Here is a 25,253-nt window from a genome sequence, read left to right as displayed (position 1 = left end):
TCAACGACCCGACGGCAGACGATGATGAAGCCGGTGTGCGCGACCATGCGGTGTTCTGGACGGATGCTGAGGCCGCGCGAGTGCCAGGGGCGGAGCAGCGACTCCATCACCTGCACGCGGCCGAAACCCGCCGCCGGCGCCTGATCCGTCACCTGCTTCACCTGCAGCACGGTCGGCAGGTAGACGACCAGCACGCCTCCCGGTCGCAGTCCCTCGGCCGCCGCGCCGAGCACCGTCCAGGGCTCCGGCAGGTCGAGGACGATGCGGTCGAGCCCGCCCCGCGGGAGTCCCTGCCGCACGTCGCATTCGACCACCGACCAGTGCGGCGCGTCGCCATAGAACTGCGCCACGTTGCCGCGCGCCATGTCGATGAACTCGGGGCGGATCTCGCACGAGGTCAGCGAGCCGTTCGGCCCGACGGCGCGCAGCAGCGCCATGGTCAGAGCGCCCGGCCCGGTGCCCGCCTCCAGGACCTGCATGCCGGGGCCGATGTCACCCCACAGCAGGATCAGCGCGATGTCCTTCGGGTAGATGACCTGGGCCCGCCGCGGCAGGTTGGGAATCAGCTCGGCGAAGGTCGGCCGCAGCATGAGGAACGACTCGCCCTTTGGATTGCGCACCATCCGGCCCTCGGGCGTGCCGATGAGGTCGTCGGCGGCGACCATGCCGCCGCGCAGCGACACCCGGCCGCCCGGGCGCAGGGTCTTCAGGTACTCGCGGTCCTTGCTGTCGATGAACAGCACGGACTCGCCGGCGCGCAGCAGCTCGCGCCGCTCGGGGGCGGGCTCGCCCGCCGGCGCGGCGGCGAGCGCCGGGTCGTCGTCGTCGACCACGATCGTGCTCGTCCGCTTCAGGCCGCGCCCGAGGCGGCGCGGCGCTCGCGCTTCTGCTCGGTCTCGCGCATCAAGCGGCAGTAGCCGCAGATCTCGCCGAACGCCGGCATGCCGCACTGCGCGCAGGTCTGCGGCGGGCCGTCGCCGGTCGCCGCTGGCAGCACCGGCTGGGCGCGGCTCAGGAAGTCCTGCACGAACGTGAGCTTGCTGCCCGGACTCGCCGCTTCGAGGCGGTTCAGCATCTCCTTGTACACCAACTGGGTCGCGCCGACCGCGTTCGGACACTCGTCGACGACGTAGTCGATCCTCTTGAGGAAGGCGTAGATCGCGGTCTCGTATTCGCTCACCCGGAACAGCGGCTTCACCTTGCGCACGAAACGCGGATGCGTGGGCTCGAGCACCGGCTTCTGCCGCGCCAGGTAGGGCAACTGCCAGTGCAGGACGTTGCCGAGCAGGCGCGCCGCTTCGTCGTCCAGGTTGTGGCCGGTCGCCACGACCGGAAAGCCGCGGTCGATCGCGAGTTGGTCGAAGTAGTGGCGCTTCATGGTGCCGCAGGCCGAGCACGCCGGCCGGCGCGTCAGGCCCGCGACCTCCGGCACCGCCATGCCGGCCTCGGCGAGACGCACGGTGATCAGCGGCAGGCCGTTGGCCGCGGCGAACGCCGCCGTCTTCTCGGTCGAGACGTCGGAGTACGAGCCGATGCCGAGGGAGAGGTGCAGGCCGGTGGTCTGGTAGCCGAGCCCGTGCAGCACCTCCCAGAGCGCCAGGCTGTCCTTGCCGCCCGACACCGCGACCAGCACCGGCTCGTCGCGCCGGAACATGCGCTCCTTCTCGATCGCCCGCTCCACCTGGCGCTGGAAGATGAAGAGGAAGCAGTCGCGGCAGAAGTTCGCGTTGTGGGCGCGCAACTGCACCTGCGCCGGCGCCTTGCACCGCGTGCACTTCATGGGGCGCCTCCGGAGATCACCGAGCGCACCTCGATGTCGTCGTCGGCCTCGAGCATCGCGCTCTCGGGCACCAGCTCATCGCCCCGGATCACCATCGCCGTGCCCGGCAGGAAGCCGAGCTCGCGCAACACGTCGGCGGCGCGCCGGCGGCCGGCGATCTCCACCTGCTGGCGGCGCGGAAGGACGGTGATGCGCATGCGGCGGCGAGGATAGGGGCCCCGGTTGCGCGAGACAAGGGGGCGCCGCTCACCAAGAAAGGGCGCCGCTCGCGCGTCACCAGCAGGGGGCGCCGCTCGCGCCGCTCGCGCGTCCGCGGCGTCTCGCCGCCTCGCCGTCGACGCGGTGGTGATCGCCGCCGCGCCGCGGCCGGCGCGCAGCTTGACTCCGCCACCACGCACCCATAGCAACCTGCCGTGGAGTCCGACGCCCTCGATCAGATCGCGGCCCGCCGCAGCAAGTTGGACGCGTTGCGCGCCGCCGGCGTGAATCCGTACCCGAACGACTTCGCGCCGAGCCACACCACGGCCGAGGTGGCGCGGCGGTACGGCGAGCACGACGCCGAGGCGCTGGCCGGGGTCACCGAGCGGATCGCCATCGCCGGCCGCATCGTCGCCAAGCGCGACTTCGGCAAGGCATCCTTCCTCCACCTGCTCGACCGCGACGGCCGGCTGCAGGTGCACGTGAAGCGCGACGCGCTCGGCGACGACGCCTTCGCGGTGTTCAAGCTCGCCGACGTCGGCGACGTCGTCGGGGTCGTCGGGACGCCGTTCCGCACCAAGACCGGCGAGCTGACGCTCGCGGCGCAGACCTTCCGCGTCCTGTCGAAGGCGCTCCGGCCGCTGCCCGAGAAGTGGCACGGGCTCACCGACGTCGAGGCGCGCTACCGCCAACGCTACGTCGATCTGATCGCCAACGAGGAGGCGCGCGCGACCTTCCGCCGCCGCACGCAGATCATCCAGTTCCTGCGCGGCTTCTTCACCGGGCGCGGCTACATCGAGGTGGAGACGCCGATGATGCAGCCGATCCCCGGCGGCGCGGCGGCGAAGCCCTTCGTCACCCATCACAACGCGCTCGCCATGGACCTCTACCTGCGCATCGCGCCGGAGCTCTATCTCAAGCGCCTGCTGGTCGGCGGCTTCGACCGCGTCTTCGAGCTCAACCGCGTGTTCCGCAACGAGGGCGTCTCCACCCGCCACAATCCGGAATTCACCCTGCTCGAGTTCTACCAGGCGTACGCGACGTACGAGGACCTGATGGCACTGACCGAGGAGCTCTTCAGCGCCCTCGCCGACGCCGTCGCCGGCACCCGCCGCGTGCCGTACCTGGGGCACGACATCGACCTCACGCCCCCCTACCGCCGCGTCGCCATCCCCGAATTCGTCGCCGAGCGCTGCGCGCTGCCGCTCGACGCGGTGCGGGCGCTCGACCGCGACGCGCTGCGCGCCGCCGCCGACGCGATCGGCGGCCCGTTCCGCAAGAGCTACGAGCAGCAGTACGGCGCCGCGTCGGCGCCCGGCTACCTGCTGCTCGACCTCTTCGAATACCTCGCCGAGCCGGAGCTCATCCAGCCGACCTTCGTCTTCGAGTACCCGGTCGCCGTCTCGCCGCTGGCGCGGCGCAACGAGCGCGCGCCGGCGTTCGTCGACCGCTTCGAGCTGTTCATCGCCGGCCAGGAGATGGCGAACGCCTTCTCCGAGCTCAACGATCCCGATGACCAGCGCGGCCGCCTGGAATCGCAACTGGCGCAGAAGGCCGCCGGCGACGAGGAGGCGCATGAGATGGACGAGGACTTCCTGCGCGCCATCGAGCACGGCATGCCGCCGGCGGCGGGGGAGGGGATCGGCATCGACCGGCTGGTGATGCTGCTCACCGACTCGGCGTCGATCCGCGACGTGATCCTCTTCCCGCACATGCGGCCCGAGCGCCGCTGATCGCGCCGTCCGGCGCCGCATGCGGTACCCCTTCTTCATCGGCCTGCGCTACCTGCGCGCCAAACGCAGCGAGGGCTTCCTGTCGCTGATCACCGCCATCAGCACCGGCGGCGTCGCGGTCGGGGTGATGACGCTGAACGTCGTCCTGGCGGTGATGACCGGCTTCGAGGAGGATCTGCGCGACCGCATCCTCGGCTTCACGCCGCACGTCGTCGTCTCCGACTACGGCGCCTCGATGCCGGTCCAGGCCGGCGTCGAGCAGCGCCTGCGCGCCGTGCCCGGCGTCGAGGCGGCAGACGCCTTCGTGCAGGGCCAGGCGATGCTCGCCAGCGGCAGCGACGTCGCCGGCGTGCTGGTGCGCGGCGTCCATCCGCAACCGGGCGGCGCCATCGACTTCAGCGCGCACCTCACGGGCGGGCGCATCGAAGACCTGGGCAGCCGGCACGCCGTGCAGCGGGACGAGAGCGGCGCCAGGGTCGAGCTCCCCGGCATCATTCTCGGCACCCAACTCGCCCGCCAGCTCGACGTCCAGGTCGGCGAGCCGGTGAGCGTCGTCGCCCCCGCCGGCGTGCCGACCGTCGTCGGCATGGTGCCGAAGGTGCGCCGCTTCGCGGTCGTCGGCTTGTTCGAGGCGGGCATGCTCGAGTACGACAGCGCGCTCGCCTTCATCGGCATCCAGGAGGCGCAGCGCTTCTTCGGCCTCGGCGACGCGGTGAGCGGCATCGAGATCCGCACCGCGGACCTCGACGCCGCCGACGCCGTCAAGGCGCGCATCGCCGGCCAGCTCGACTTCCCGTACCGGGTGCAGTCCTGGCGCGACCTCAACCACAACCTGTTCGCCGCCATCCGCCTGGAGAAGTTCGTCTACTTCCTGGTGCTGACGCTCATCGTCCTGGTCGCCGCGTTCAACATCGTCGCCACCCTGGTGATGGTGGTGATGGAGAAGCGGCGCGACATCGCCGTCCTCAAGTCGATGGGCGCCACCCGGCGCGGCATCGCCGAGATCTTCATCACCAAGGGGCTGATCATCGGCGGCGTCGGCACGGCGGCCGGCACCGCGCTCGGCCTGCTGCTCTGCGCCGCGCTGCGCGAGTACGTGATCCCGCTGCCGCCGGGCGTGTTCTACACGCCGACCCTGCCGGTGAAGATCTACCCGCAGTACTTCCTGCTCGTCGTCGCCGTCTCGCTCGTCATCTGCCTGCTCGCCACCCTGTACCCGGCGCGCCAGGCGTCGCGGCTCGTCCCGGTCGAGGCCATCCGTTATGACTGATCGGCCGCTGATCCGCGCCCGCGGGCTGTGCAAGCACTACGGCGGGCAGAAGTCGGTCGAGGTGCTGCGCGACCTCGACCTCGACGTCGCCGCCGGCGAGGCGGTGGTCATCGTCGGCCAGTCGGGCGTCGGCAAGAGCACGCTGCTGCACCTGCTCGGCGCCCTCGACACGCCCTCGTCGGGCGAGGTGGACTTCGCCGGCGTCGCTCTCGGCTCGCTCGGCGAGGCGGAGTTGGCCGCCTTCCGCAACCGTGAGATCGGCTTCATCTTCCAGTTCCACCACCTGCTGCCGGATTTCTCCGCGCTCGAGAACACGATGATGCCGTGCCTGATCGGCGGCCTCTCCTGGGACGAGGCCGCGGCACGCGCCCGGGCGGTGCTCGCCCAGGTCGGGCTGGCGGCGCGCCTCGATCACAAGCCCGGCGAGCTCTCGGGTGGCGAGCAGCAGCGGGTCGCGGTGGCGCGCGCCATCGTCCTGTCGCCGCGCGTCGTCCTCGCCGACGAGCCGACTGGCAACCTCGACCCGGGGACCGCCGACGAGATCCACCAGCTCCTGCTCAGCCTCAAGCGCGAGCGCGGCATCACCCTGGTGATCGTCACCCACAACCTCGAGCTGGCGGCGCTCGCCGATCGCACCCTGCGCATGAGCCGCGGCCATCTGGAGTGACCCGGTGCGCATCGGTGTGAGTTCCGACGCGGGTTTACTGGGCCCTGACGCTTTGTTACGTCTCGCCCGTTTTGCCGGACAGAATGTGCCGTAGCGTGCGAGCGCTCATCATCGCTCTGGCGGTCGCGGGGCTCGTGCTCCGGCCGGCTGTCGGCGTGTCGCAGTTGGCGGAGGCGGCGCCGACCGCGGGCATCCGCATCGAGCGCGTCGAGATCGTCGGCAACCAGCGGGTCGAGGACGAGGCGGTTCGCGTCAAGCTGAAGCAGCGCGCCGGCAGTCCGTACGACCCGCAGGCCGTCGACGACGACATCCGCGCCATCTACAAGATGGGGTTCTTCGACGACGTGCGCGCCACCATGGACCGCCAGGGCGGCGGCTGGGTCCTCACCTACGACGTGCACGAGCGGCCCTTCATCCGCCAGGTGCGCATCGAGGGGAACAAGAAGATCGACAAGGAAGAGCTCGAGGGCATGCTGCGCGTCCGCCCGACCACCATCCTCGACCCCGAGAAGGCGCGGCAGGGCATCGAGGAGGCGAAGAACGCCTACCAGAAGAAAGGCTACCTCGACGCCGACATCCGCTACGAGACGACCCCGGTGGGCGAGAACGAGGTCGACGTCACCTTCGTCGTCGACGAACGCGAACCGATCCGCATCCAGCACATCGAGTTCGAGGGCAACAGCCAGTTCAGCGACAGCGAGCTGAAGCGCGTCATGCAGACCAGCGAGCGCGGCATCCTGTCGCCGATCACCGGATCCGGCAACCTCGACCGCGAGGTGCTGAAGACCGACACCGAGCGCCTCACCGCCTGGTACTACGAGAACGGCTTCATCGACGTCCGCGTCGACGAACCGAAGGTCGAGCGCCAGGAGGACGGCCTCACCGTCACCATCAAGGTCGACGAGGGCGAGCAGTACCACTTCGGCACCATTGCCACCGCCGGCGAGACGCTGCCGGAGATCGAGACCGCGCAGCAGGGCAAGTTCGAGGCGCACGAGGGCGAGATCTTCAAGCCGAGCCTGCTGCGCAAGGACATCAACAATCTCACCGAGGCGTACGGCGACCTCAGCTACGCCTTCGTCAACGTGACCCCCACGACCAACATCGACCAGGCCGACAAACGGGTCGACGTCACCTATACCATCACCCGCGGCCCGGCGGTGAGCATCGACCGCATCGAGATCAGCGGCAACACCAAGACGCGCGACAAGGTCATCCGCCGCGAGCTCGAGCTCGCGGAACAGAGCCCGTTTTCCGGCACCCGGCTGCGCCGCAGCCAGGACCGCCTGCGCCGCCTCGGCTTCTTCGAGGACGTCAACATCACCACCCGCAAGGCGGACGCCGAGGACAAGCTCGACATGCTGGTCGACGTCCGCGAGGGAAACACCGGCGCCTTCTCCGCCGGCGCCGGCATCAGCTCGGGCGAGTCGTTCCTGTTCAACATCCGGCTCTCCGAGTCGAACCTCTTCGGCCGCGGCCAGGCGATCGTCCTGAACGCCGACTTCGGTTCGATCCGCCGCAACATCAGCCTCAGCTTCACCGAGCCGTACTTCCTCGACACGCCGCTGACCCTCGGCATCGACGCCTTCAACTGGCAGCTCGAGTTCGACCAGTTCACCCGCGGCGGCACCGGCGGCGGCATCCGGACGCTCTATCCGTTCCCGGCGCTCGGCCTCGACGTCGTCCACCTCGGCCCGCTGGGCGAGGTGTCGCTGCTCGATACCCGCATGGGCGTCGAGTACCGCATCGAGAACGCGGAGATCTCCAACGTCGCCCGCAGCGCCGCCACCGTGCTGCGCGCCGCCGCCGGCACCAGCCTGACCAGCTCGATCATTCCCCGCATCTTCCGCGACACCCGCAACAGCCTGCTCGACCCGACGGCGGGCTCGTTCCAGGACTTCTCGATCGAGATCGCCGGTCTCGGCGGCGACAGCGACTTCCTCAACGCCCAGTCGCGCGCCCGCTGGTACATCCCGGTGTACCAGATCCCGAAGCTCGGACCGCTCACCTTCGCCACCGGCTGGAACTTCGGCTACGGCCTCGGCTTCGGCAACAATCCGGAGCTGCCGCTGTTCGAGCGCTACTTCCCCGGCGGCATCAACTCGCTGCGCGGTTTCCAGGTGCGGTCGCTGGGCCCGCGGGTCGACGTGTTCGAGCAGGGCAAGGGCCAGGACGACCAGTGCCCCTACGGGCCGAACGCCTGCGGCCGGCTGCTCCGCCGCGACGTCATCGGCGGCAGCCAGCAGCTCGTGTTCAACAACGAGCTCATCTTTCCCATCGTCCAGCAGCTCGGCATCAAGGGCGTCGTCTTCTGCGACGCCGGCAACGCCTTCCTCGCCTCGCAGGGCATCGACTTCGGGGGCATGCGGGTGTCCGTCGGTGGCGGCATCCGCTGGCTGTCGCCGATCGGCCCGCTGCGCATCGAGGTCGGCGTCCCGCTCAACCCGCAGAGCGGCGACCAGATCCAGCGCATCCAGTTTTCCTTTGGCGCCCCGCCGTGAGAAAGAACCCCGAGAAGGAGTCCCGCACATGATCGTACGCACCACCCTGGCGCTGGCGCTCAGCCTGCTGTGCGCGTTCACTGCCGCCGCCCGGGCGGCCGAGCTGAAGATCGGCTACGTCGACCTGCAGCGCGCGCTCAACGAGAGCGACGCCGGCAAGGCCGCCAAGGAGCGCTTCAAGGTTCAGGTGGACCGCCTGCAGGTGGACCTGAAGAAGAAGAAGGACGCGCTCGACAGCATGAAGGAGCAGTTGGAGAAGAAGTCGGCGGTGATGAAGGCCGAGGAGGCGCGCAACCTGGAGAGCGACTACCAGAAGAAGCTGCGCGACTTCGAGCGCGCCTACAAGGATTCGCAGGGCGAGCTGCAGCAGAAGGACAGCGAGCTGACCGTCGAGCTCCTCAAGGAGCTGCAGGTGGTCATCGAGGGATTCGGCAAGGAGCAGGGCTACAGCATCATCCTCGAGCAATCGAGCAGCAGCGTGTTGTACGGCTCGCCCGAGCTCGACCTCACCGAGCAGATCATCGCCCGTTACAACGCGCGGAAGAAGTAGGCGGCACGGACGCGATGGGCGGGGCGCAGGTTCACCCGACGGCGATCGTCGCGGCGGGGGCCGAGCTCGGCGACGGCGTCAGCGTCGGCGCGTACAGCGTGATCGGCGCCCAGGTGCGGATCGGCGCCGGCACCCGGGTCGGTCCGCACGTGGTCATCGAGGGGCGAACGACGATCGGGGCGCGCAACGAGATCTTCCAGTTCGCGTCCATCGGCGCCGTGCCCCAGGACCTCAAGTACCACGGCGAGCCGAGCGAGCTGCGGATCGGCGACGAGAACCGCATCCGCGAGTTCTGCACCCTGCAGCCCGGCACCGAGGGCGGCGGCATGGTGACCCGGGTCGGCAACGGCAACCTGTTGATGAACTACGCGCACGTCGCCCACGACTGCATCCTCGGCGACCGCAACATCGTCGCCAACGGCACGCAGCTCGGCGGCCACGTCACCATCGAATCGGGGGTGGTGATCGGCGCGCTCTCCGGCATCCACCAGTTCGCCCGCCTCGGCGAGTCGGCGATCATCGGCGCCGGATCGATGGTGTCGCAGGACGTGCCGCCGTTCTGCAACGCCACCGGCGATCGGGCGACCCTGCACGGCCTCAACAGCCTGGGATTGAAGCGCCGCGGCCTGGGCGCCGAGACCATCCGGGCCATCCGCGCCGCCTACCGGCTGATGTTCCAGTCGGGGCTGCGGGTCGCCGAGGCCGCGGCGCGCGTCCGCGCGGAGATCCCCGGCGTGCCGGAGGTGGATCGGTTCGTCGCCTTCATCGAAGCGTCGCAGCGCGGCGTCTGTCGCGAGGATCGGCGACGGACGTCGGATGCCCCGGCCCCGTCGGGGGACGAGGACTGACTCTCCGCTGCTGCGGTCGTCGAGGAGCGCGACGGTGACGTTCCGGGAACCGCGAGGCACAAGCGAGAAGCGCGGGGCGCGCGCCGCGAAGCCCCGCCCCTCCGTGCGTCGTCCACCTGCCGGCGCGTGCCTCGCGCCGCGCTCCGGCGGGCCACCGCCTGGCAGCGCGCGCCGTCCGTGATCGTCCATGGAACGCATCGGTCTCATCGCCGGCAATGGCACGTTCCCGCTCCTCTTCGCGCGCACGGCCCGCGCCGCGGGCGTTGCGGTCGTCGCGGTCGCGCACGAGGGCGAGACGGATCCCGCGCTCGCGGCGGAGGTGGAGTCCTGCGCCTGGATCAAGGTCGGTCAGCTCGACACCATCATCCGCGCCTTCCAGCAGGCCGGGGTGCGCCGGGCGGTGATGGCGGGCGGCATCCGCAAGGCGGCGCTGCTCGAGCATTTCGCGCCCGACGAGCGCGGACAGCGCTTTCTCGCCCGGCTGACGCGGTGGAGCGACGACGTCGTGCTGCGCGGCGTCGCCGAGGAGTTGGCGGGCGAGGGGATCGCGGTGGTCGAGTCGACCCTCTTCCTCGCCTCGATCCTCACCCCGGAAGGTGCGCTCACCGCCGGCGCGCCCGACGCGGCGCAGTGGGCCGACATCCGCTATGGGCTGGCGGCCGCGAAGGGCATCGGCGCCTGGGACATCGGCCAGACGGTGGTGGTGAAGTCGCGCATGGTGCTGGCGGTCGAGGCGCTGGAGGGGACCGACGAGACGCTGCGCCGAGGCGGCGCGCTCGGCCGCGGCGGCGCGGTGGCGGTGAAGGTGAGCAAGCCGACGCAGGACCTGCGCTTCGACGTGCCGGCGGTCGGACCGGCGACGATCGCGGTGTGCCGCGATGCCGGCATCGCGGTGCTGGCGCTGGAGGCCGGGCGCACGCTGCTGCTCGAGCGCGAGCGCCTGCTGGCGGACGCCGCCGCCGCCCACCTGGTGATCGTCGGAGTGCGCGCCGATGCCTGAGCCGGTGCGCGCGGCGGTGGTCGGCGTCGGCTATCTCGGCGCCTTCCACGCCGAGAAGTACGCCAGCCTGCCGGGCGTCGCGCTGGTCGGCGTCGTCGATGCCGACCCGGCCCGCGCCGCCGCCATCGGCGCCCGCGTCGGCGCGCCGGCGGCCGCCGCGGTCGAGGATCTCTTCGGCCGCATCGACTGCGCCAGCATCGCGGTGCCGACCAACGCCCACTTCGCCGTCGCCTCGGCGCTGTTGTCGCACGGCATCGACGTGCTGGTGGAGAAGCCGATCACCGCGACCCTGCCCGAGGGGCGCGCCCTGGTCGCGCTCGCCGCCGAGCACGGGCGCATCCTGCAGGTCGGCCACCTCGAGCGCTTCAATCCCGCCATCCGCTCGTTGGCCGGCGTGCTCACCCACCCGCGCTTCATCGAGTGCCACCGCCTGGCGCCCTTCACCGAGCGCGGCACCGAGGTCGACGTCATCCTCGACCTCATGATCCACGATCTCGACGTCATCCTCAGCGTCGTCCCGGCGCCGCTCGAACGGGTCGAGGCGGTCGGCGTGCCGGTGCTCTCCGAGCGCGTCGACATCGCCAACGCCCGCCTGCGCTTCGCCGGCGGCACGATCGCCAACGTCACCGCCAGCCGCGTCGCCATGAAGCGGGAGCGCAAGATCCGCTTCTTCCAGGCCGACGCCTACGTCTCGGTCGACTACGGCGACCGCACGATCCGCCTCTATCGCCGCCTGCCGGCCGCCGCCGGCGGGCTGCCGACCATCGACGTCAGCGAGCAGCACTTCAGCGACGCCGATCCGCTCTTCGACGAGATCGAGGCGTTCGTCGACTCGGTCCGCCGCCGCGCCACGCCGCTGGTGGACGGCGTCACCGCGGTGCGCGCCATGGAGGTCGCGGAGCGCATCCGCGCCGCGCTGGAGACGGCATGACGCTGCGCGTCCTGCTGGTCGCCGGCGAGGCGTCCGGCGACCTGCACGGCGCGGCGCTCGTCACCCAACTGCGCGCCCGCCGCCCCGATCTCGAGGTGGTCGGCATCGGCGGCCCGCGCCTGCGCGCCGCCGGCATGCAGGTGCTGGTCGATACCGCGCACGTGGCGACCATGGGCTTCACCGAGACCTTCGGCACCCTCGGCCGTCTGGTCGCCGCCTACCGCACGCTGGTCCGCACGCTCGATTCGACCCGGCCCGACCTGGTGGTGCTGGTCGACTACCCGGAGTTCAACCTGCGCCTGGCGAAGCAGGCCAAACGACGGGGTATCCCGGTCTTCTACTTCGTCGCGCCGCAGGTGTGGGCGTGGCGGAAAGGCCGCATCCGCACCATCGCCGAACGGGTCGACAAGCTCGCCGCCGTGTTCCCCTTCGAGCCCGGGGTCTACAACGCCGGCGGGCGGCACCTGGCCGAGCACGTCGGCCATCCGCTGCTCGACGTCGTCCGCGCCACCCGCGGCCGCGAGGAGACCCGCGCCCGCTACGGCCTGGTCGCCGACCGGCCGCTGCTGGCGCTGCTGCCGGGCAGCCGCACGAAGGAGGTGAGGCTCCTCTTCCGCGCCATGTGCGACGCGGCCGCCAGCCTGGCACCCGAGGGCTGGCAGTCGATCACCGCACTGGCCGAGTCGCTGGCGCCCGACGACCTCGCGGCGGCCCTCGGCGGCCGCCCGGTACCGATGCCGGTGGCGCACAACGACACGTACAACGTGGTCGCCGCCGCCGACGCGGCCATCGTCGCCTCGGGCACCGCGACCGTCGAGACCGCCCTCTTGGGCTGCCCGATGGTCATCGTGTATCGTCTGGCACCACTCACTTACTGGATTGCCCGCCGGCTGGTCGACGTGCCCTGGATCGGCATGCCCAACATCATTCTCCAACGCCCCATGTTCCCCGAGCTCATTCAGGACGCGGTCACGCCCGCCGCCATTGCCGACGCGGTGCGCGACGTCCACCGCCGCCACGCCGAGGTCGCCGCGGCACTCGTCGAGTTGCGGGCGGCGCTCGGCGAGCCGGGAGCCGCGTCGCGGGCGGCGGAGTTGGCGCTGACGCTGGTCGGTCCACGGATGAACACGGATCCCAATCCCCAACCGCACCGATGAACGCCACTCCCCACTTCCCTCAGCCAGAGGAGCTCTTGCCAGCTCACCTCTCCCGTGTGGGGAGGGTGGGGCGGACCTGTGCCCATCGGCGGAGTGGGGGAAGGGGATCCGTGTTCATCCGTGGATCCCGCGGCCCGCGACGAGGCTGACGCTCGCATGGACCGCGCACTGATCCACCGCCTGCTCGGCTATCTGCGGCCCTACGTGTGGCCGTACTTCGTCGGCGCCATGGCCTGCATGATCCTCTTCGGCTCCACCGCCGGCGCCATGCCGTTCCTCGTGCGCTTCATCTTCGACGACATCTTCACCGCCAAGAATGGCAACGTCCTGGAGGTGCTGCCGTTCGCGATCATCGGCGTGTTCATCTTCCGCGGCCTGTGCGGCTTTGGCAGCGGCTACCTCAGCGAGTACGTCAGCAACCAGGTCATCAACGATCTGCGCAACGATCTCAACGCGCACATCCAGGACCTGTCGCTCGGCTTCTTCCATCGCCACCCGACCGGCGCGCTGCTGTCGCGCGTCACCAGCGACGTCTACGTCATCGGCACCTCGCTCACCGGCACGGCCGCCTCGGTGCTCAAGGACGGCGTGTCGCTGATCGTGCTGATGGCGGTCGCCTTCTACCAGGACTGGCTGCTGGCCCTGATCGGCATGGTGGTGTTTCCCGCCTCGGTGCTGCCGATGGTGCGGCTCTCGAAGCGCATGCGCCAGCACGCCCGCAAGCTGCAGGGCACGCTCGGCGTGCTCACCGCGCTGCTGCAGGAGACGGTGCAGGGCAACCGCGTCGTCAAGGCCTTCAACATGGAGGCCTACGAGAAGCAGCGCTTCGCCGCCGAGAGCCGCGGTCTGCAGCGGACGGCGATGCGCGTCGCCCGCATCCGCAATTTCAACACGCCGATGATGGAGATCCTCGCCGCCTTCGGCATCGCCGGCGTCGTCTGGTACGGCGGTTACAGCGTCGTCGTCGGCGGCCGCACCCAGGGCTCCTTTCTCGCCTTCCTCACCGCGCTCTTCCTGCTCTACGACCCGTTCAAGGGGCTGGGGCGGGCCAACGGCACCATCCAACAGGGCCTGGCGGCCGCCGACCGGGTCTTCGAGCTGCTCGACACCAAGCCGGAGGTCCAGGATCGCCCCGGCGCCGGCGTGCTGGCGCCGCTGCGCGACCGCATCGACGTCGAGGACGTGACCTTCCGCTACGATGCCGAGCCGGTGCTGCGCCACGTCACCCTGACCCTGCGCCGCGGCGAGGTGGTGGCCCTGGTCGGCGCGAGCGGCGGCGGCAAGAGCACGCTCGCCGACCTGCTGCTGCGCTTCTACGACGTGCAGTCGGGCGCCATCCGCATCGACGGCGTCGACATCCGCGACGTCACCCAGGCCAGCCTGCGGGCGCAGATGGCGCTCGTCACCCAACACACCTTCCTGTTCAACGACACGGTGCGCAACAACATCGCCTACGGCTCGATCGAGCAGCCGATGGAGGCGATCATCGCCGCGGCGCGCGCGGCGAACGCGCACGAGTTCATCAGCGAGCTGCCGCAGGGCTACGACACGATGATCGGCGAGCTCGGCCTGCGCCTCTCGGGCGGCCAGCGGCAGCGCATCGCCATCGCCCGCGCGCTGCTCAAGAACGCCCCCATCCTCGTCCTCGACGAGGCCACCTCGGCGCTCGACAACGAGTCCGAGCGCCTGGTGCAACAGGCGCTCGACACCCTGGTGCAGGGGCGCACGACGCTGGTGATCGCGCACCGGCTGTCGACGATCCGCAACGCCGACCGCATCATCGTGCTGGTCCGCGGCGCCATCGTCGAGCAGGGGACGCACGAGGAGCTGCTGGCGCGCAACGGCGACTACCGCAAGCTGCACGATCTCCAGTTCGCGGCTCCCGACGCGGCGGCGTGAGCGGGCATGGCTGACCGAAGGCGGCGTACCCTCCGCCGCCGGGTGCTGTCGGCGCTGGCGGCCCTGGCGCCGCGGCTGCTGCGGCCGCTGCTGCGCGGGCTGCAGGCCAGCCTGCGCATCGAGTACGTCGGCGACGCGGCGCTGCGGGCCCGCTGGCGCGGCGGCGAGCGCGTCGTGCTCGCCTTCTGGCACAACCGGCTGCTCATGCTGCCGGTCGTCGCCGCCGGCCAGCCGACGTGCATCCTGGTCAGCCAGCACCGCGACGGCGACCTCGGCACCGGCCTGCTCGAGTCCTGGGGGGTGCGCACGGTGCGCGGCTCGGCGACCCGCGGCGCGGTCGGCGGCTTCCTCCGCCTGGTCGGCGCCTACCGCGCCGGCGACAATCTCGCCGTCATCCCGGACGGCCCGCGCGGCCCGCGCTACGTGGCGAAGCCGGGGGTCATCCACCTCGCCAGGGTGGTGCAGGCCCCGATCTTTCCCGTCGCCTACGCCGCGACGCGCGCCCGCCACCTGCGCAGTTGGGATCGCCTGGTGATTCCGCTGCCGTTGACGCGCGTGGTCATCGCCGTCGGCACGCCCCTCGCCGTGCCCGCCGAGGCGTCGGCCGCCGAGATGGAGGCGCTGCGCGAGGAGCTGGAGCGCCGGCTGCGCGAGCTGACCGCCGGCGTCGAGGCGATGGTCGGCATGCCGGCGATCGCACCCGATCCCGCGCCGGGCGAGTGCCCGGCGACGGAGCCACGACGACCGTGAGCGACGACACCGCCCCCGTCTCGCCGTCGGCGCTGCCGGCGCCGCCGTCGCCGCTTGCCGCCCGCGCCGCCTACTGGGCCTACGACGTGGTGGGCGGACTGGCCGCGGTGCTGGCGGTGCCGGCGTGGCCGTGGCTGCGCCGGCGTGGTCTGGCGGAGGGCATCGAGGAGCGGCTGGGCCGCGTGCCGGCGGCCGCGGCGGCGTTGCCGGCGCCGCCCATCTGGGTGCACTGCGCCTCGGTCGGCGAGGCGCTGTCGGCGGCGCCGCTGGTGGCGCGGCTGCGCGAGCGCTGTCCGCAGCGGCCGCTGGTGGTGTCGACGACGACCACCACGGGGCGCGCCGTGGCGCGCGACGAGCTGCGGGCCGACGTCGCGACGCTGCTGCCGATGGACGCGCTGCGCGTCGTCGATCGCGTCTTCCGCCGCGTCCGGCCGCGCGCCCTGCTGGTGGTGGAGACGGAGCTCTGGCCCGGGCTGTTCCGCGCCGCGGCGCGGGTCGGGGCGCCGATCGCCATCGTCAGCGGCCGGCTCTCGGCGCGCACCGTCGAGCGGGGCCGCTGGGCCGGGCCGCTGCTGCCGGCGGCGCTGGCGCGGGTGGCCGCGTTCGGCATGCAGACCCTGGCCGATGCCGAGCGCATCGTCGCCCTCGGCGCGCCGTCCGACCGCGTGCACGTCACCGGCTCGCTGAAGGCGGCGCGCGTGCCGCCGAGCGCCGGCCCGCCGCCGCTCGGCGGCCTCGCCGAGCGCCGCCTGGTGATCGCCGCCAGCACCCAGCCCGGCGAGGAGGAGTTCGTGTTGCAGGCCTTCGCGCCGCTGCGCCGCGTCTATCGCGACGCGCTGCTGCTCGTCGCGCCGCGCCGGCCCGAGCGCTTCGACGAGGCGGCGGCGCTGCTCGACGCGGCGCGCCTGCGCTGGGTGCGGCGCAGCGCCGTCGCGGCGGTCGGTCCGGAGGTCGAGGCGGTGCTGCTCGACAGCCTCGGCGAGCTGACGCGCTTCTTCCCGGCGGCCTGGGCGGTGTTCGTCGGTGGCACGGTGGCGCCGCTCGGCGGGCACAACGTCCTCGAGCCGGCGGCGCACGGCCGCGCCGTCGCCTTCGGACCGCACACCGAGAACGTCGCCGCCGCGGCCGAGGCGCTGTCGGCGGCGGGCGCCGCCGAGGCCGTGCGCTCGCCGGGCGAGCTGGCGCGCTACTGGGACGGGCTGCTGGCGCGCCGCGAGGCGGCCGAGGCGGCCGGCGAACGGGCGCGGGCGGTGGCGCTGGCGCGCGCCGAGTCGCTGCAGCGGACGTGGGAGCTGCTGGCGCCGCTGCTGGGGGCGACGTGAGCCTCGAGCGGCACATGCGCGAGCGGGTCTGGCCGCGGCGCGGCCTGCGCGGCCGGGCGGAGTCGCTGGCCCTGCGGCCGTTCAGCGCCGCCTTCGCCGTCGGCGTCGGCCTGCGCGGCGCCGCCTATCGCCTCGGCCTGCTGCGCGGCCGGCGCGCGCCCGTGCCGGTGGTGAGCGTCGGCAACCTCGCGGTCGGGGGCACGGGCAAGACGCCGGTCACGCTGTGGGTGGCGGAGGGGCTGCGGGCCCGCGGCGCGCGCCCGGCGATCGTGTCGCGCGGCTACGGCGGCACGGCGCGCGGCGCGACCGTGGTGTCGCGCGGCAGTGGTCCCGAGGTGGGTCCCGACGTCGCCGGCGACGAGCCGGTGATGATGGCCAAGTGCTTCTCCGGGCCGGTGGTCGTGGCGCAGCGCCGCCTCGAGGGAGCGGCGCGGGCGGTCGAGCTCGGCGCCGACGTGGTCGTGCTCGACGACGGATTCCAGCATCGCGCCATCGCCCGCGACTTCGACCTCGTCCTGCTCGACGGCCGCCGCGGCCCGTTGCTGCCCGCCGGTCCCTTCCGCGAGCCGCCGCGCGCCGCGGCGCGCGCCGACGCCATCCTGCTCATGGGACGGGACGAGCAGGATGCCGTCGACGCCCCGGGCGAGCTGCGCGTGGCGCAGTACCACGCCCATCTCGAGGCGGCGGCGGTGGTGGAATCGGTCGCCGGCCTCTGGCACGCCCATGCCATGGGCCGACTCGCCGGCCGCCGCGTCATCGCCGTCACCGGCATCGCGCGGCCGGATCCGTTCTACGCGCTGCTGCACCGCTGGGACGCGACGATCGAGGAGGTCTTCGAGTATCCCGATCACCACCGCTACACGATCGAGCAGTGGCACCGCATCGCCCGCCGCGGACACGACGTCGACCTCATCGTCACCACCGAGAAGGACCTCGTGAAGCTCGAGGCCTTTCCCTTTGCAACCGGCAAGCTGGTTGCGCTACGGATCGCGCCGCGCGTGCAGCACGGCGCGGCGCTGCTCGACGACATCGCGGTCCGCGTCGGCCTGCGGCCGCCACCCGCGAAGGAGACCCCCGATGGCCATCAGTAAGGACCTGCTCGACATCCTGGCGTGCCCGAAGTGCAAGGGCCCGGTGCAGCTCACCGCCGCCGGCGACGGCCTCGCCTGCGGCACCTGCCAGCTCCTCTACCCGATCAAGGACGACATTCCGGTGATGCTGATCGACGAAGCTTTGCCGCTGCCGGGCTGAAGTTCGAGATCGACTGCTGCACGGAGCGGGGAGGACCCGCCGAGTCAGTGGGTGCGACGGGCGTTCCCAGGGGCTGGTGGTCAGGGATTCGTGGCTCGGGTCGCTGCTCCTCGGCCCCCCAACCCCCGAAGTCTCGACACACCCGTCATCGACGAACCTTCGTGATGCCCCGCACGCCCGACGGCTTCTCGTTCGTTCGCGCCGGCCGGCTGCGGCTGCTGGTGCGCGACGACGCCCCCGAGGTGGGTGAGCTGCTGCGGCGCTGGGCGCGCGACGACCTGCCGCCGGCGCGCGCGCTGCCGGGCGGTCGCGGCGGGGTCGGCGCCTTCCTGCTGCGCCACGATCTGCCGGTCGTCCTGCGTCCGTACCGGCGCGGCGGCCTGATCGGGCGGCTCAACCGCAGCCGTTACCTCGGCGTCGCGCCGCGCCCGTTCCGCGAGCTGCGCACCGCCGTCGCGGTGGCGGCGGCGGGGGTGCCGACGCCGGAGCCGCTCGGCGCCGCCGTGCTGTGGGACGCGCCCGGGCTCTACCGCGGCGCGTTCGTCACCCGCGAGCTGTGGGGCGCCGCCAACCTCTGGCGCTTCCTGCAACAGGCGCCGGCGGCGCAGCGCGGCGATGCCTGCGCCGCTGCCGCCGCCCTGGTCCGCCGTCTGCACGATGCCGGCGCCCTGCACCCGGACCTCAATCTGCAGAACGTCCTCATCCGCCGCGCCGCCGGCGGTCTCGAGGCGTGGCTGATCGATCTCGATGGCGTGCGCTTCGCCACTGTGACGCCGCGCCACCGCCAGGCCGCCTTCGCCCGCATCTGCCGCTCGATCCGCCGCCTCGATCCCGAGTCGGCGGTGATCACCCTGGCCTGCGTCGACGCCTTCCGCGCCGTGCTGGCCGACCGCTGATCGTGGCCGGCGGTCGGCCGTCAGCGCGGCTTCGCGACCGCCAGCACCGCGGTGCGGCAGGTGAGCATGCCCCAGCCGTTGACGGCGCGCAGCAGCGCCGCGTTCTGCTCGTAGAGGCCCGGCCACTTGCGGCGCAGGCGCCGGCGCTGCGCGGCGGCGGCGAGCCACAGCGCGGGGGCGAGCAGGGCGGTCTGGATGACGGCGGAGGTCTTGGTGCGGTCGGGATGGAAGCGCGGCGCCGTGAGGCCCGCGCGCAGGGCAGCGAGCGCGAGGAAGTAGGGGCTGACGGGATGGATGTGGCCGCTCAGGTGGCGGACGTCGCCGGCGGCGAGCGGCAGCGGGTCGAAGAGCAGCGGGAAGCCCTGCAGCAGCGTGCGCAGACGCGAGTTGGCGTTCAGCGTGTTGGGCGTGGTGACGATCACCGGCGCCCCGGGCCTGGCGATGCGCGCCAGCTCGCGCAGGAAGGCGAACTGGTTCTCGACGTGCTCCACCACCTCGATGCTGACCACCGCGTCGAAGCTCGCATCGGGGTAGGGGAGGACGCCGTCGGCGGCGATGGCGTCGCAGCGCAGCCGCGGATAGCGGAACGCCGCCGGCACGACATCGCAGGCGGCGAGATGGGCGGCGGGGTCGAGGCCGCGGGCCCGCAGCCGCTCGCCCAGCGCCTGCGAGAAGTAGCCGTTGCCGGCGCCGACGTCGCAGACCCGAGCCTGCCGCCAATCGAGCCCGTCGAGCAGCCCGAGCACGCGCTCGCTGGTGACGGAGTGGGAGAGGGGAGCGATATCGGGCATGTGAGGTCGTTGGGGTGTGGCGAGTTGTCAGCCTCGAGACGACAAAACACCTTCACCACGGAGGCACGGAGACAGGGAGGGGGCAGCGTCGGAATGGCGGGTGGATGCGATCCCTATGGCCATTGCCGATGGCGTTGGGGATCTCGCTCCCGAACCCCTCTTGTCCCGGCTCCTCCGTGTCTCCGTGGTGAAGTGTTTTCGTCGCATCGAGGTTAGTGGTTCGCGGACCGGCCGCCAGCCGGGCGCCGATCGGTAGACAACCCAACAACTAACGACCTAACAACGCAACAACCCGGCTGCCCATGGACGTCACGCTCCTCATCCCCCACTTCCAGACCCTGGACGCGATCCGGCTCTGTCTGCGTTCGATCCGCCGCTATACCGACCCGGCGCCGCGGGTGCTGGTGCTCGACAACGGCTCGCGCGACGGCGCGCGCGACTACCTGCGGTCGCTCACCTGGGTCGAGTGCGTGGACACCGGCATCGCCAACGATCTCGTCGCCGCCCAGGCGGCGGCGCTCAACCTCGGGGCGGCGCGGGTGCGCTCGCCCGTGTTCGCGGTCCTGCACTCCGACACCTACGTGCACCGCGCCGGTTGGCTGTCGATGCTCCTCCGCGTCCTGCGACGCGGCTACGCGGCGGTCGGCTCGCGCCACCAGACCATCCGCGTCTACGACGCCGCCTGGGCGGCGCGACTGGCCGAGCGCAGCGCGCCGCTGCTGGCGCGCTGGCGCGGCCGCACCACCGGCGACGGCGTGCCCTGGCTGCGCTCCTGCCTGACGCTCTATCGCACCGCCGCCTTCCGCGCCGCCGGCTGCGCCTTCGCCAGCGACGGCCGCGAGGACGCCACCCATGCCGCCAATGCCGCCCTGGCGGCGCGCGGCGAACGCCTGTTGTCGCTGCCCGACCGCGCCGTCGGCTACTACGTCTTCCACAAGGGCGACACGACGCGCATCGCCAATCGCCTCTTCCGCGCCGCCGACCCCGAATTCGCCGCCCGCATCCGCCGCCACCGCCGCCACGTCGACGGCTTCCTCGCCCGCCCGGCGACGCGGGCGATCCTCGCCGACGCGTCACTGGATCGATGAGAACCAAGACCGTCACCGCGGAGACGCCGAGGCGCGGAGACATCCGCCTGGCGCCAACATTCTCTGGCCTCCGCGCCCCTGCGTCCCTGCGGTGAACACCCCGTCTCCACTCACCATCGCCCACGTCGTCGCCGAGCGCCGGTTCTCCGGCGGCGAGGTGCAGGTGTTCCTGCTCATGGAGGGCCTGGCGCGGCGCGGGCATCGCAACGTGCTGCTCTGCCCGCCCGGCAGCGCCGCGGCGGCCGCGGCCGCGCGGCGGGGCATCGCCGTGCGGCCGGTGGCGATGCGGGGCGACCTCGACCTCATCGCCGCCTGGCGGCTGTCCGGCGCGCTGCGCGGCGCCGATCTCGTCCACCTCCACACCGGCCGCGCCGCCTGGCTCGGCGGCCTCGCCGCGCGGCGCGCCGGACTGCCGGCGGTGGTCACCCGGCGCATGGATCGGCCGGTGCGGCGCGGCTGGCGCACGCGGCTCATCTACGAGCGCTGCAGCCAGCGCACCGCGGCGATCGCGCCCGGCATCGTCGCGCAACTGATCGCCGGCGGCGTGCCGCGCCAGCGCATCGTCCTCATCCCCAGCGCGGTCGATCCGGAGCGCGTGCGGCCGCGTCTCGGCACCGCGGCGGTGCGCGGCGCGCAAGGGGCGGCGGCCGACGCGACGGTCCTCCTGTGCGCCGCGGCGCTGGTGCGGCGGAAGGGGATCGACGTGCTGCTCGACGCCCTGGCGGCGCTGGCGGCGCGCGGCCTGCGGCCGCTCCTCTGGGTCGCCGGCGAGGGGCCGGAGGGCGCGGCGCTGGCGGCGCAGGCCGAACGGTGCGGCGTGGCGGCGCAGGTCGCCTGGCTCGGCCAGCGCGACGACGTCGGCGATCTGCTCGCCGCCGCCGACGTCTTCGTCCTGCCGTCGCGCGCCGAGGGGCTCGGCGTGGCGGCGCTCGAGGCGATGGCGGCCGGCCGCCCGGTGGTGGCGAGCGCCGTCGGCGGCCTCGCCGAGGCGGTGGTCGACGGCCGCACCGGCCTGCTGGTGCCGCCCGGCGACGCGGTCGCCCTCGGGGCCGCGCTCGAGCGCCTGCTGCGCGAGCCGGCCCTGCGCGCCGCCCTCGGCGCCGCCGGCCCGACACGGGTCGGGGAGGGGTTCCTGGCGGAGCAGATGGTCGCGGCGTATGAGCGCCTCTACCGCGACGTGCTCGGACGATGAGCGATCTGCCGCCGATCAGCGCCTGCGTCGTCACCCGCGACGAGGCGGACCGCATCGAGGACTGCCTGCGCTCGCTCGCCTGGTGCGACGAGGTCGTGGTCGTCGACTCGCACTCCACCGACGACACGCGCCAGCGCGCCGCGGCGTTGGGCGCGCGGGTGATCGAGCGCGACTGGCCGGGGTTTGCGGCGCAGAAGGAATTCGCGGTGCGCGCCGCGGCGCACGACTGGGTGCTGGTGATCGACGCCGACGAGCGGGTTTCCGAGCCGCTGCAGGCGGCGATCGCCGCCCGCCGCGCCACCGGCTTCGCCGGCGCCGCCGCCTACTCGCTGCCGCGCTGCAGCCAATACCTCGGGCGCTGGATCCGCCACGGCACCTGGTATCCCGACCGCTCGGTGCGCCTGTTCGATCGCCGCCGCGGCCATTTCGCCGCCAAGGCGACCTACGACCTGCACGAGCGGGTGGTGGTGGACGGCCCGGTCGCCGCGCTCCACGAAGACCTCCTGCACATCCCCTACCGCTCGATCAGCGAGCACCTGCGCACCATCGACCGCTACACCACGATCATGGCGGAGGGCCTGCACGCGCGTGGCCGCCGCGCCGGCGCCCTCGACCTGGTGCTCCATCCGGCGTGGCGCTTCTTCCAGTTCTACGTCCTGAAGGCCGGCTTCCGCGACGGCTGGCGCGGCCTGCTGCTCGCCTACCTGGCGGCGCACTACGTGCGGCTGCGCTATGCCAAGCTGCTGGCGTTGCAGGGCGACGGCCGATGATCTCGCTCGCCGTCATCGTCTCGACCTACGAGAACCCGCGCGCCCTCGATCTGGTGCTGAGCGGATTGGCGCGGCAGACGCGGCCGCCGCAGGAGCTGCTGATCGCCGACGACGGCAGCGGCGAGGAGACGCGGCGGCTGATCGCATCCTGGACCCGCCGCCTGCCGTATCCGGTGCGCCACGTCTGGCATCCCGACGCGGGCTTCCGCAAATGCCGCATTCTCAACCAGGCGATCCTCGCCGCCCGCGCCGAGTACCTGGTGTTCTTCGACGGCGACTGCATCCCCGCCGCGCACTGCCTGGCGGTGCATGCCGCCCGCGCCGCCCCGGGTCGCTACGTCAGCGGCGGCAAGGTGCTGCTGGGGCGGCACGCCAGCGCGGCGCTCGACGCCGCGGCGGTGCGCCGCGGCGTGCTGGACCGCCCGGGGCGCTGGTGGCTCGACGTCGCGAAGCGGCGCCGCCTGGTCGCGAGTTGGATCCCCGGCCTGCGCGACCTGCTCGACCGCAACGTGCCGCGGCCACCCGGGTGGCGGGGCGAGAACGCCTCCACCTGGGCTCGCCACGCGCATGCCGTCGGCGGCTTCGACGAGCGCTTCACCTACGGCTACGAGGACGCCGACTTCGGCCAGCGCCTGCTGCTCGCCGGCGTGGTCGGCGTCTCCGTCCGCTACACCGCCCCCGTCTACCACCTCGATCACCCGCGCCCCTGGCGCAACGACGCGGTGATCGCCGCCAACAGGGCGCTGTACGATCAGAATCGGGCCGCGGGGGTCGTGCGGACGCCCCACGGCATCCACGAATGAGCCACGGATCGACGCCGATGGCCACGGATGAACACCGAACGCCGATCCGCTGCACCACCTCCGCCCGACGTCGTGAACGGCGCGAGAGGCGGGGGATCGGTGTGCCTCTGTGGCCATCCGTGTGCATCTGTGGTTCCTTGACGCGATGCCGAAGCAGGGCCTCGCGGAAGCGCTGAAGTCGGTCCGCTACGCCGGCGGGGTCGCCAACTGGCTGCAGATCGGCGCCGCGGCGCTGCGCGGCGAGGAGGTGACCCGCCTGCGCCTGCGCAACGGCCTCGAGATCGAGAGCGCGCCGGGGGCGCTGCTGGTGCCGCTGTACAAGGAGATCGTCTACAAGGACGACTACCGGCTGCGCCGCGACCCCCTGCCGCCCGGCGCGGTGGTGATCGACGTCGGCGCCAACATCGGCATGTTCGCGCTGCACGTCGCCGCCGACCACGGCGCGGCGCGCGTCCTCGCCTTCGAGCCGTTTCCGGAGAGCTTCGCGCTGCTGCAGCGCAACGCGGCGCGCAACCGCCTCGACGCCATCCAGCCGATCCCGCTCGCCATCGCCGGGCAGGCCGGCACGCGCGAGCTGCACATGCAGGGGCGGCACGGCGTCCATTCCCTGTTCGGCACCTCCGGCGAGGCGGTGCGCATCGAGTGCATCACCCTGGCCGACGCCTTGGCGCGCTACGACGTGGCGCGCTGCGACTTCCTCAAGCTCGACTGCGAAGGCGCCGAGTACGAGATCCTGCTCGACGCGCCCTCCGACGCCTACGCCCGCATCCGCCGCATCGCCCTCGAGTATCACGACTGGATCACCGACCATCACCACGACGAGCTGGTGCGGCGTCTCGCGGCCGAGGGCTTCGCGGTGACGACGCGCGATCACCTGCCGTCGCGCACGGGCTACGTGTTCGCGGAGCGCAGAGCGTGACCGGCGGCGGGCGCCGCGCCCGCCCGTTCACGGCGGGATCAGCACGTAGTTCCGGTGCTCCGCCACGCGAAACCCGAGCACCTGGTTCTCGAGGAACGACAGTACCCGCTGCCCGAGGCGGTCGTGCTTGCGCTCGGTGGCCGTCGGCTCGACGCGCCAGTCGCAGGCGGCGATGCGCTCGCGCATCACCGCCGGGTGGGTGCCGGTGAAACGGGTGCGGCCGTGCAGCCGACCGAAATCGTAGCCGGTGTCGATGTCGGGGACGTGGGCGCGGGCGCCGGCGGCGCCGAGGTGGACCTCGGCGAGGGCGCGCGCCTTGGCCGACATGCGGCGCGGCGGCCGCACCCAGCCGTAGTGGAAGATGCGGGCCCCCGCCGGCACGACCCGCAGCTTGCTGCCGTCGGCGCGGCGGAACCCCTGGGCGCTCTTCCAGGAGCGGATGCCGCGTTGGCCGCGGACGACTCGGACCTCGCGGCGGTACCAGGCGTGGCCGGCGTGGACATGGTCGTAGTCGGCGTAGAAGTGCAGGTACTCGAACAGCAGCCCATCGACCCGCGGGTCGTGCAGGTAGCTCCGCATGCGCCGGCGCAGCGGCTCCAGGTCGTCCTCGTGCACCACCTCGTCGGCCTGGAGGTAGAAGCACCAGTCGCCGCCGCAGGCATCGAGCGCGATGTTGGTCTGCACCGCGTTGCTGGCGCCGCGCACGAACTGCGACTGGTCCCACACCGTCTCGATGAGACGCAGCTTGGGGTCGCCGATGCCGCGCAACAACGCGCTGGTGCCGTCGGTCGAGTCGCCCGCCGCGACCACGAACTCGTCGCAGATCGGCAGCGCCGAGCGGATCGACTCCAGCACCGGATAGTAGAGGTCGATGGCGTTGCGGACGAAGCTGAAGCCACTGACGCGCACGGCGGCTGACTAGCAGATGGCGTCCGCT

At 72.4% G+C, this 25,253-nt stretch carries 25 protein-coding genes; 20 read left to right on the top strand and 5 right to left on the bottom strand.

Translation table 11 applies throughout. The features are described 5' to 3' along the window. The 3 genes from KF840_21635 to KF840_21625 form a co-directional block, all read right to left on the bottom strand. On the bottom strand, window positions 1-833 hold an 833-nt coding region (locus KF840_21635), incomplete at its 3' end, for a tRNA (adenine-N1)-methyltransferase (protein ID MBX3027507.1). Window positions 834-850: 17 nt separating this feature from the next. Continuing rightward, complete coding sequence (locus KF840_21630) at window positions 851-1,780, bottom strand: adenine nucleotide alpha hydrolase family protein (GenBank protein ID MBX3027506.1); 930 nt, start codon at window positions 1,778-1,780, stop codon at window positions 851-853. Next, window positions 1,777-1,977: a MoaD/ThiS family protein gene (locus tag KF840_21625; protein ID MBX3027505.1), complete on the bottom strand. Its 201-nt coding sequence runs from the start codon at window positions 1,975-1,977 to the stop codon at window positions 1,777-1,779. Before KF840_21625 ends, KF840_21630 begins: the two co-directional genes overlap by 4 nt. Window positions 1,978-2,193: 216 nt before the next feature. Between KF840_21625 and lysS the strand changes: the two genes are divergently transcribed. From lysS to KF840_21550, 15 genes are all read left to right on the top strand, one after another. After that, window positions 2,194-3,711: a lysine--tRNA ligase gene (lysS, locus tag KF840_21620; GenBank protein MBX3027504.1), complete on the top strand. Its 1,518-nt coding sequence runs from the start codon at window positions 2,194-2,196 to the stop codon at window positions 3,709-3,711. 19 nt (window positions 3,712-3,730) lie between these two features. After that, the gene (locus KF840_21615; GenBank protein ID MBX3027503.1) at window positions 3,731-4,981 is read left to right on the top strand and encodes a lipoprotein-releasing ABC transporter permease subunit; all 1,251 of its coding nucleotides are present in this window, start codon (window positions 3,731-3,733) and stop codon (window positions 4,979-4,981) included. Then, window positions 4,974-5,648: an ABC transporter ATP-binding protein gene (locus KF840_21610; protein ID MBX3027502.1), complete on the top strand. Its 675-nt coding sequence runs from the start codon at window positions 4,974-4,976 to the stop codon at window positions 5,646-5,648. The genes KF840_21615 and KF840_21610 overlap by 8 nt, the downstream gene beginning before the upstream one ends. Window positions 5,649-5,743: 95 nt before the next feature. Then, window positions 5,744-8,149 (top strand): outer membrane protein assembly factor BamA, encoded by a 2,406-nt coding sequence (gene bamA, locus KF840_21605; protein MBX3027501.1) that lies wholly within the window; start codon window positions 5,744-5,746, stop codon window positions 8,147-8,149. 28 nt (window positions 8,150-8,177) lie between these two features. Continuing rightward, window positions 8,178-8,699: an OmpH family outer membrane protein gene (locus KF840_21600; protein MBX3027500.1), complete on the top strand. Its 522-nt coding sequence runs from the start codon at window positions 8,178-8,180 to the stop codon at window positions 8,697-8,699. A gap of 14 nt (window positions 8,700-8,713) precedes the next feature. Next, window positions 8,714-9,547, top strand: a complete 834-nt coding sequence (gene lpxA, locus KF840_21595; GenBank protein MBX3027499.1) for an acyl-ACP--UDP-N-acetylglucosamine O-acyltransferase — start codon at window positions 8,714-8,716, stop codon at window positions 9,545-9,547. Between the two features lie 187 nt (window positions 9,548-9,734). Further along, window positions 9,735-10,547 carry a UDP-2,3-diacylglucosamine diphosphatase LpxI gene (lpxI, locus tag KF840_21590; protein ID MBX3027498.1) on the top strand — a complete coding sequence of 271 codons (813 nt, stop codon included), beginning with the start codon at window positions 9,735-9,737 and terminating at the stop codon, window positions 10,545-10,547. Further along, window positions 10,540-11,478: a Gfo/Idh/MocA family oxidoreductase gene (locus KF840_21585; GenBank protein MBX3027497.1), complete on the top strand. Its 939-nt coding sequence runs from the start codon at window positions 10,540-10,542 to the stop codon at window positions 11,476-11,478. The genes lpxI and KF840_21585 overlap by 8 nt, the downstream gene beginning before the upstream one ends. Further along, window positions 11,475-12,635 (top strand): lipid-A-disaccharide synthase, encoded by a 1,161-nt coding sequence (gene lpxB, locus KF840_21580; protein ID MBX3027496.1) that lies wholly within the window; start codon window positions 11,475-11,477, stop codon window positions 12,633-12,635. The genes KF840_21585 and lpxB overlap by 4 nt, the downstream gene beginning before the upstream one ends. A 156-nt stretch (window positions 12,636-12,791) precedes the next feature. Next, complete coding sequence (msbA, locus tag KF840_21575) at window positions 12,792-14,534, top strand: lipid A export permease/ATP-binding protein MsbA (protein MBX3027495.1); 1,743 nt, start codon at window positions 12,792-12,794, stop codon at window positions 14,532-14,534. Between the two features lie 6 nt (window positions 14,535-14,540). After that, window positions 14,541-15,284 (top strand): lysophospholipid acyltransferase family protein, encoded by a 744-nt coding sequence (locus KF840_21570; protein MBX3027494.1) that lies wholly within the window; start codon window positions 14,541-14,543, stop codon window positions 15,282-15,284. Then, entirely contained in the window at window positions 15,281-16,606 is a 1,326-nt protein-coding gene (locus tag KF840_21565; protein ID MBX3027493.1) for a 3-deoxy-D-manno-octulosonic acid transferase, read from the top strand. The genes KF840_21570 and KF840_21565 overlap by 4 nt, the downstream gene beginning before the upstream one ends. After that, the gene (gene lpxK / locus KF840_21560; GenBank protein ID MBX3027492.1) at window positions 16,603-17,697 is read left to right on the top strand and encodes a tetraacyldisaccharide 4'-kinase; all 1,095 of its coding nucleotides are present in this window, start codon (window positions 16,603-16,605) and stop codon (window positions 17,695-17,697) included. Before KF840_21565 ends, lpxK begins: the two co-directional genes overlap by 4 nt. Next, a complete protein-coding gene (locus tag KF840_21555; GenBank protein MBX3027491.1) occupies window positions 17,684-17,857 on the top strand; it encodes a Trm112 family protein in 174 nt (57 codons plus the stop codon). The genes lpxK and KF840_21555 overlap by 14 nt, the downstream gene beginning before the upstream one ends. A 164-nt stretch (window positions 17,858-18,021) precedes the next feature. After that, the gene (locus tag KF840_21550; GenBank protein MBX3027490.1) at window positions 18,022-18,753 is read left to right on the top strand and encodes a hypothetical protein; all 732 of its coding nucleotides are present in this window, start codon (window positions 18,022-18,024) and stop codon (window positions 18,751-18,753) included. Between the two features lie 20 nt (window positions 18,754-18,773). Here the strand turns inward: KF840_21550 and KF840_21545 are convergent, their stop codons facing one another. Then, window positions 18,774-19,544 (bottom strand): class I SAM-dependent methyltransferase, encoded by a 771-nt coding sequence (locus KF840_21545; protein ID MBX3027489.1) that lies wholly within the window; start codon window positions 19,542-19,544, stop codon window positions 18,774-18,776. A gap of 302 nt (window positions 19,545-19,846) precedes the next feature. Between KF840_21545 and KF840_21540 the strand changes: the two genes are divergently transcribed. From KF840_21540 to KF840_21520, 5 genes are all read left to right on the top strand, one after another. Continuing rightward, complete coding sequence (locus KF840_21540; GenBank protein MBX3027488.1) at window positions 19,847-20,632, top strand: glycosyltransferase; 786 nt, start codon at window positions 19,847-19,849, stop codon at window positions 20,630-20,632. A gap of 91 nt (window positions 20,633-20,723) precedes the next feature. Further along, the gene (locus KF840_21535; GenBank protein MBX3027487.1) at window positions 20,724-21,824 is read left to right on the top strand and encodes a glycosyltransferase family 4 protein; all 1,101 of its coding nucleotides are present in this window, start codon (window positions 20,724-20,726) and stop codon (window positions 21,822-21,824) included. After that, window positions 21,821-22,594, top strand: a complete 774-nt coding sequence (locus KF840_21530) for a glycosyltransferase family 2 protein (protein ID MBX3027486.1) — start codon at window positions 21,821-21,823, stop codon at window positions 22,592-22,594. Before KF840_21535 ends, KF840_21530 begins: the two co-directional genes overlap by 4 nt. After that, window positions 22,591-23,397, top strand: a complete 807-nt coding sequence (locus KF840_21525; GenBank protein ID MBX3027485.1) for a glycosyltransferase — start codon at window positions 22,591-22,593, stop codon at window positions 23,395-23,397. The genes KF840_21530 and KF840_21525 overlap by 4 nt, the downstream gene beginning before the upstream one ends. A gap of 145 nt (window positions 23,398-23,542) precedes the next feature. Further along, window positions 23,543-24,316, top strand: a complete 774-nt coding sequence (locus KF840_21520) for an FkbM family methyltransferase (protein ID MBX3027484.1) — start codon at window positions 23,543-23,545, stop codon at window positions 24,314-24,316. Between the two features lie 27 nt (window positions 24,317-24,343). Here the strand turns inward: KF840_21520 and KF840_21515 are convergent, their stop codons facing one another. Continuing rightward, window positions 24,344-25,225 carry a glycosyltransferase family 2 protein gene (locus KF840_21515; GenBank protein ID MBX3027483.1) on the bottom strand — a complete coding sequence of 294 codons (882 nt, stop codon included), beginning with the start codon at window positions 25,223-25,225 and terminating at the stop codon, window positions 24,344-24,346. Window positions 25,226-25,253: the final 28 nt, after the last annotated feature.

The sequence above is a fragment of the bacterium genome, assembly GCA_019637795.1.
Classification (GTDB): Bacteria; Desulfobacterota; Binatia; order HRBIN30; family CADEER01; genus JAHBUY01.
Note: the sequence above shows the minus strand (reverse complement) of the source record. Positions and strands in the feature narration are given on the sequence as shown.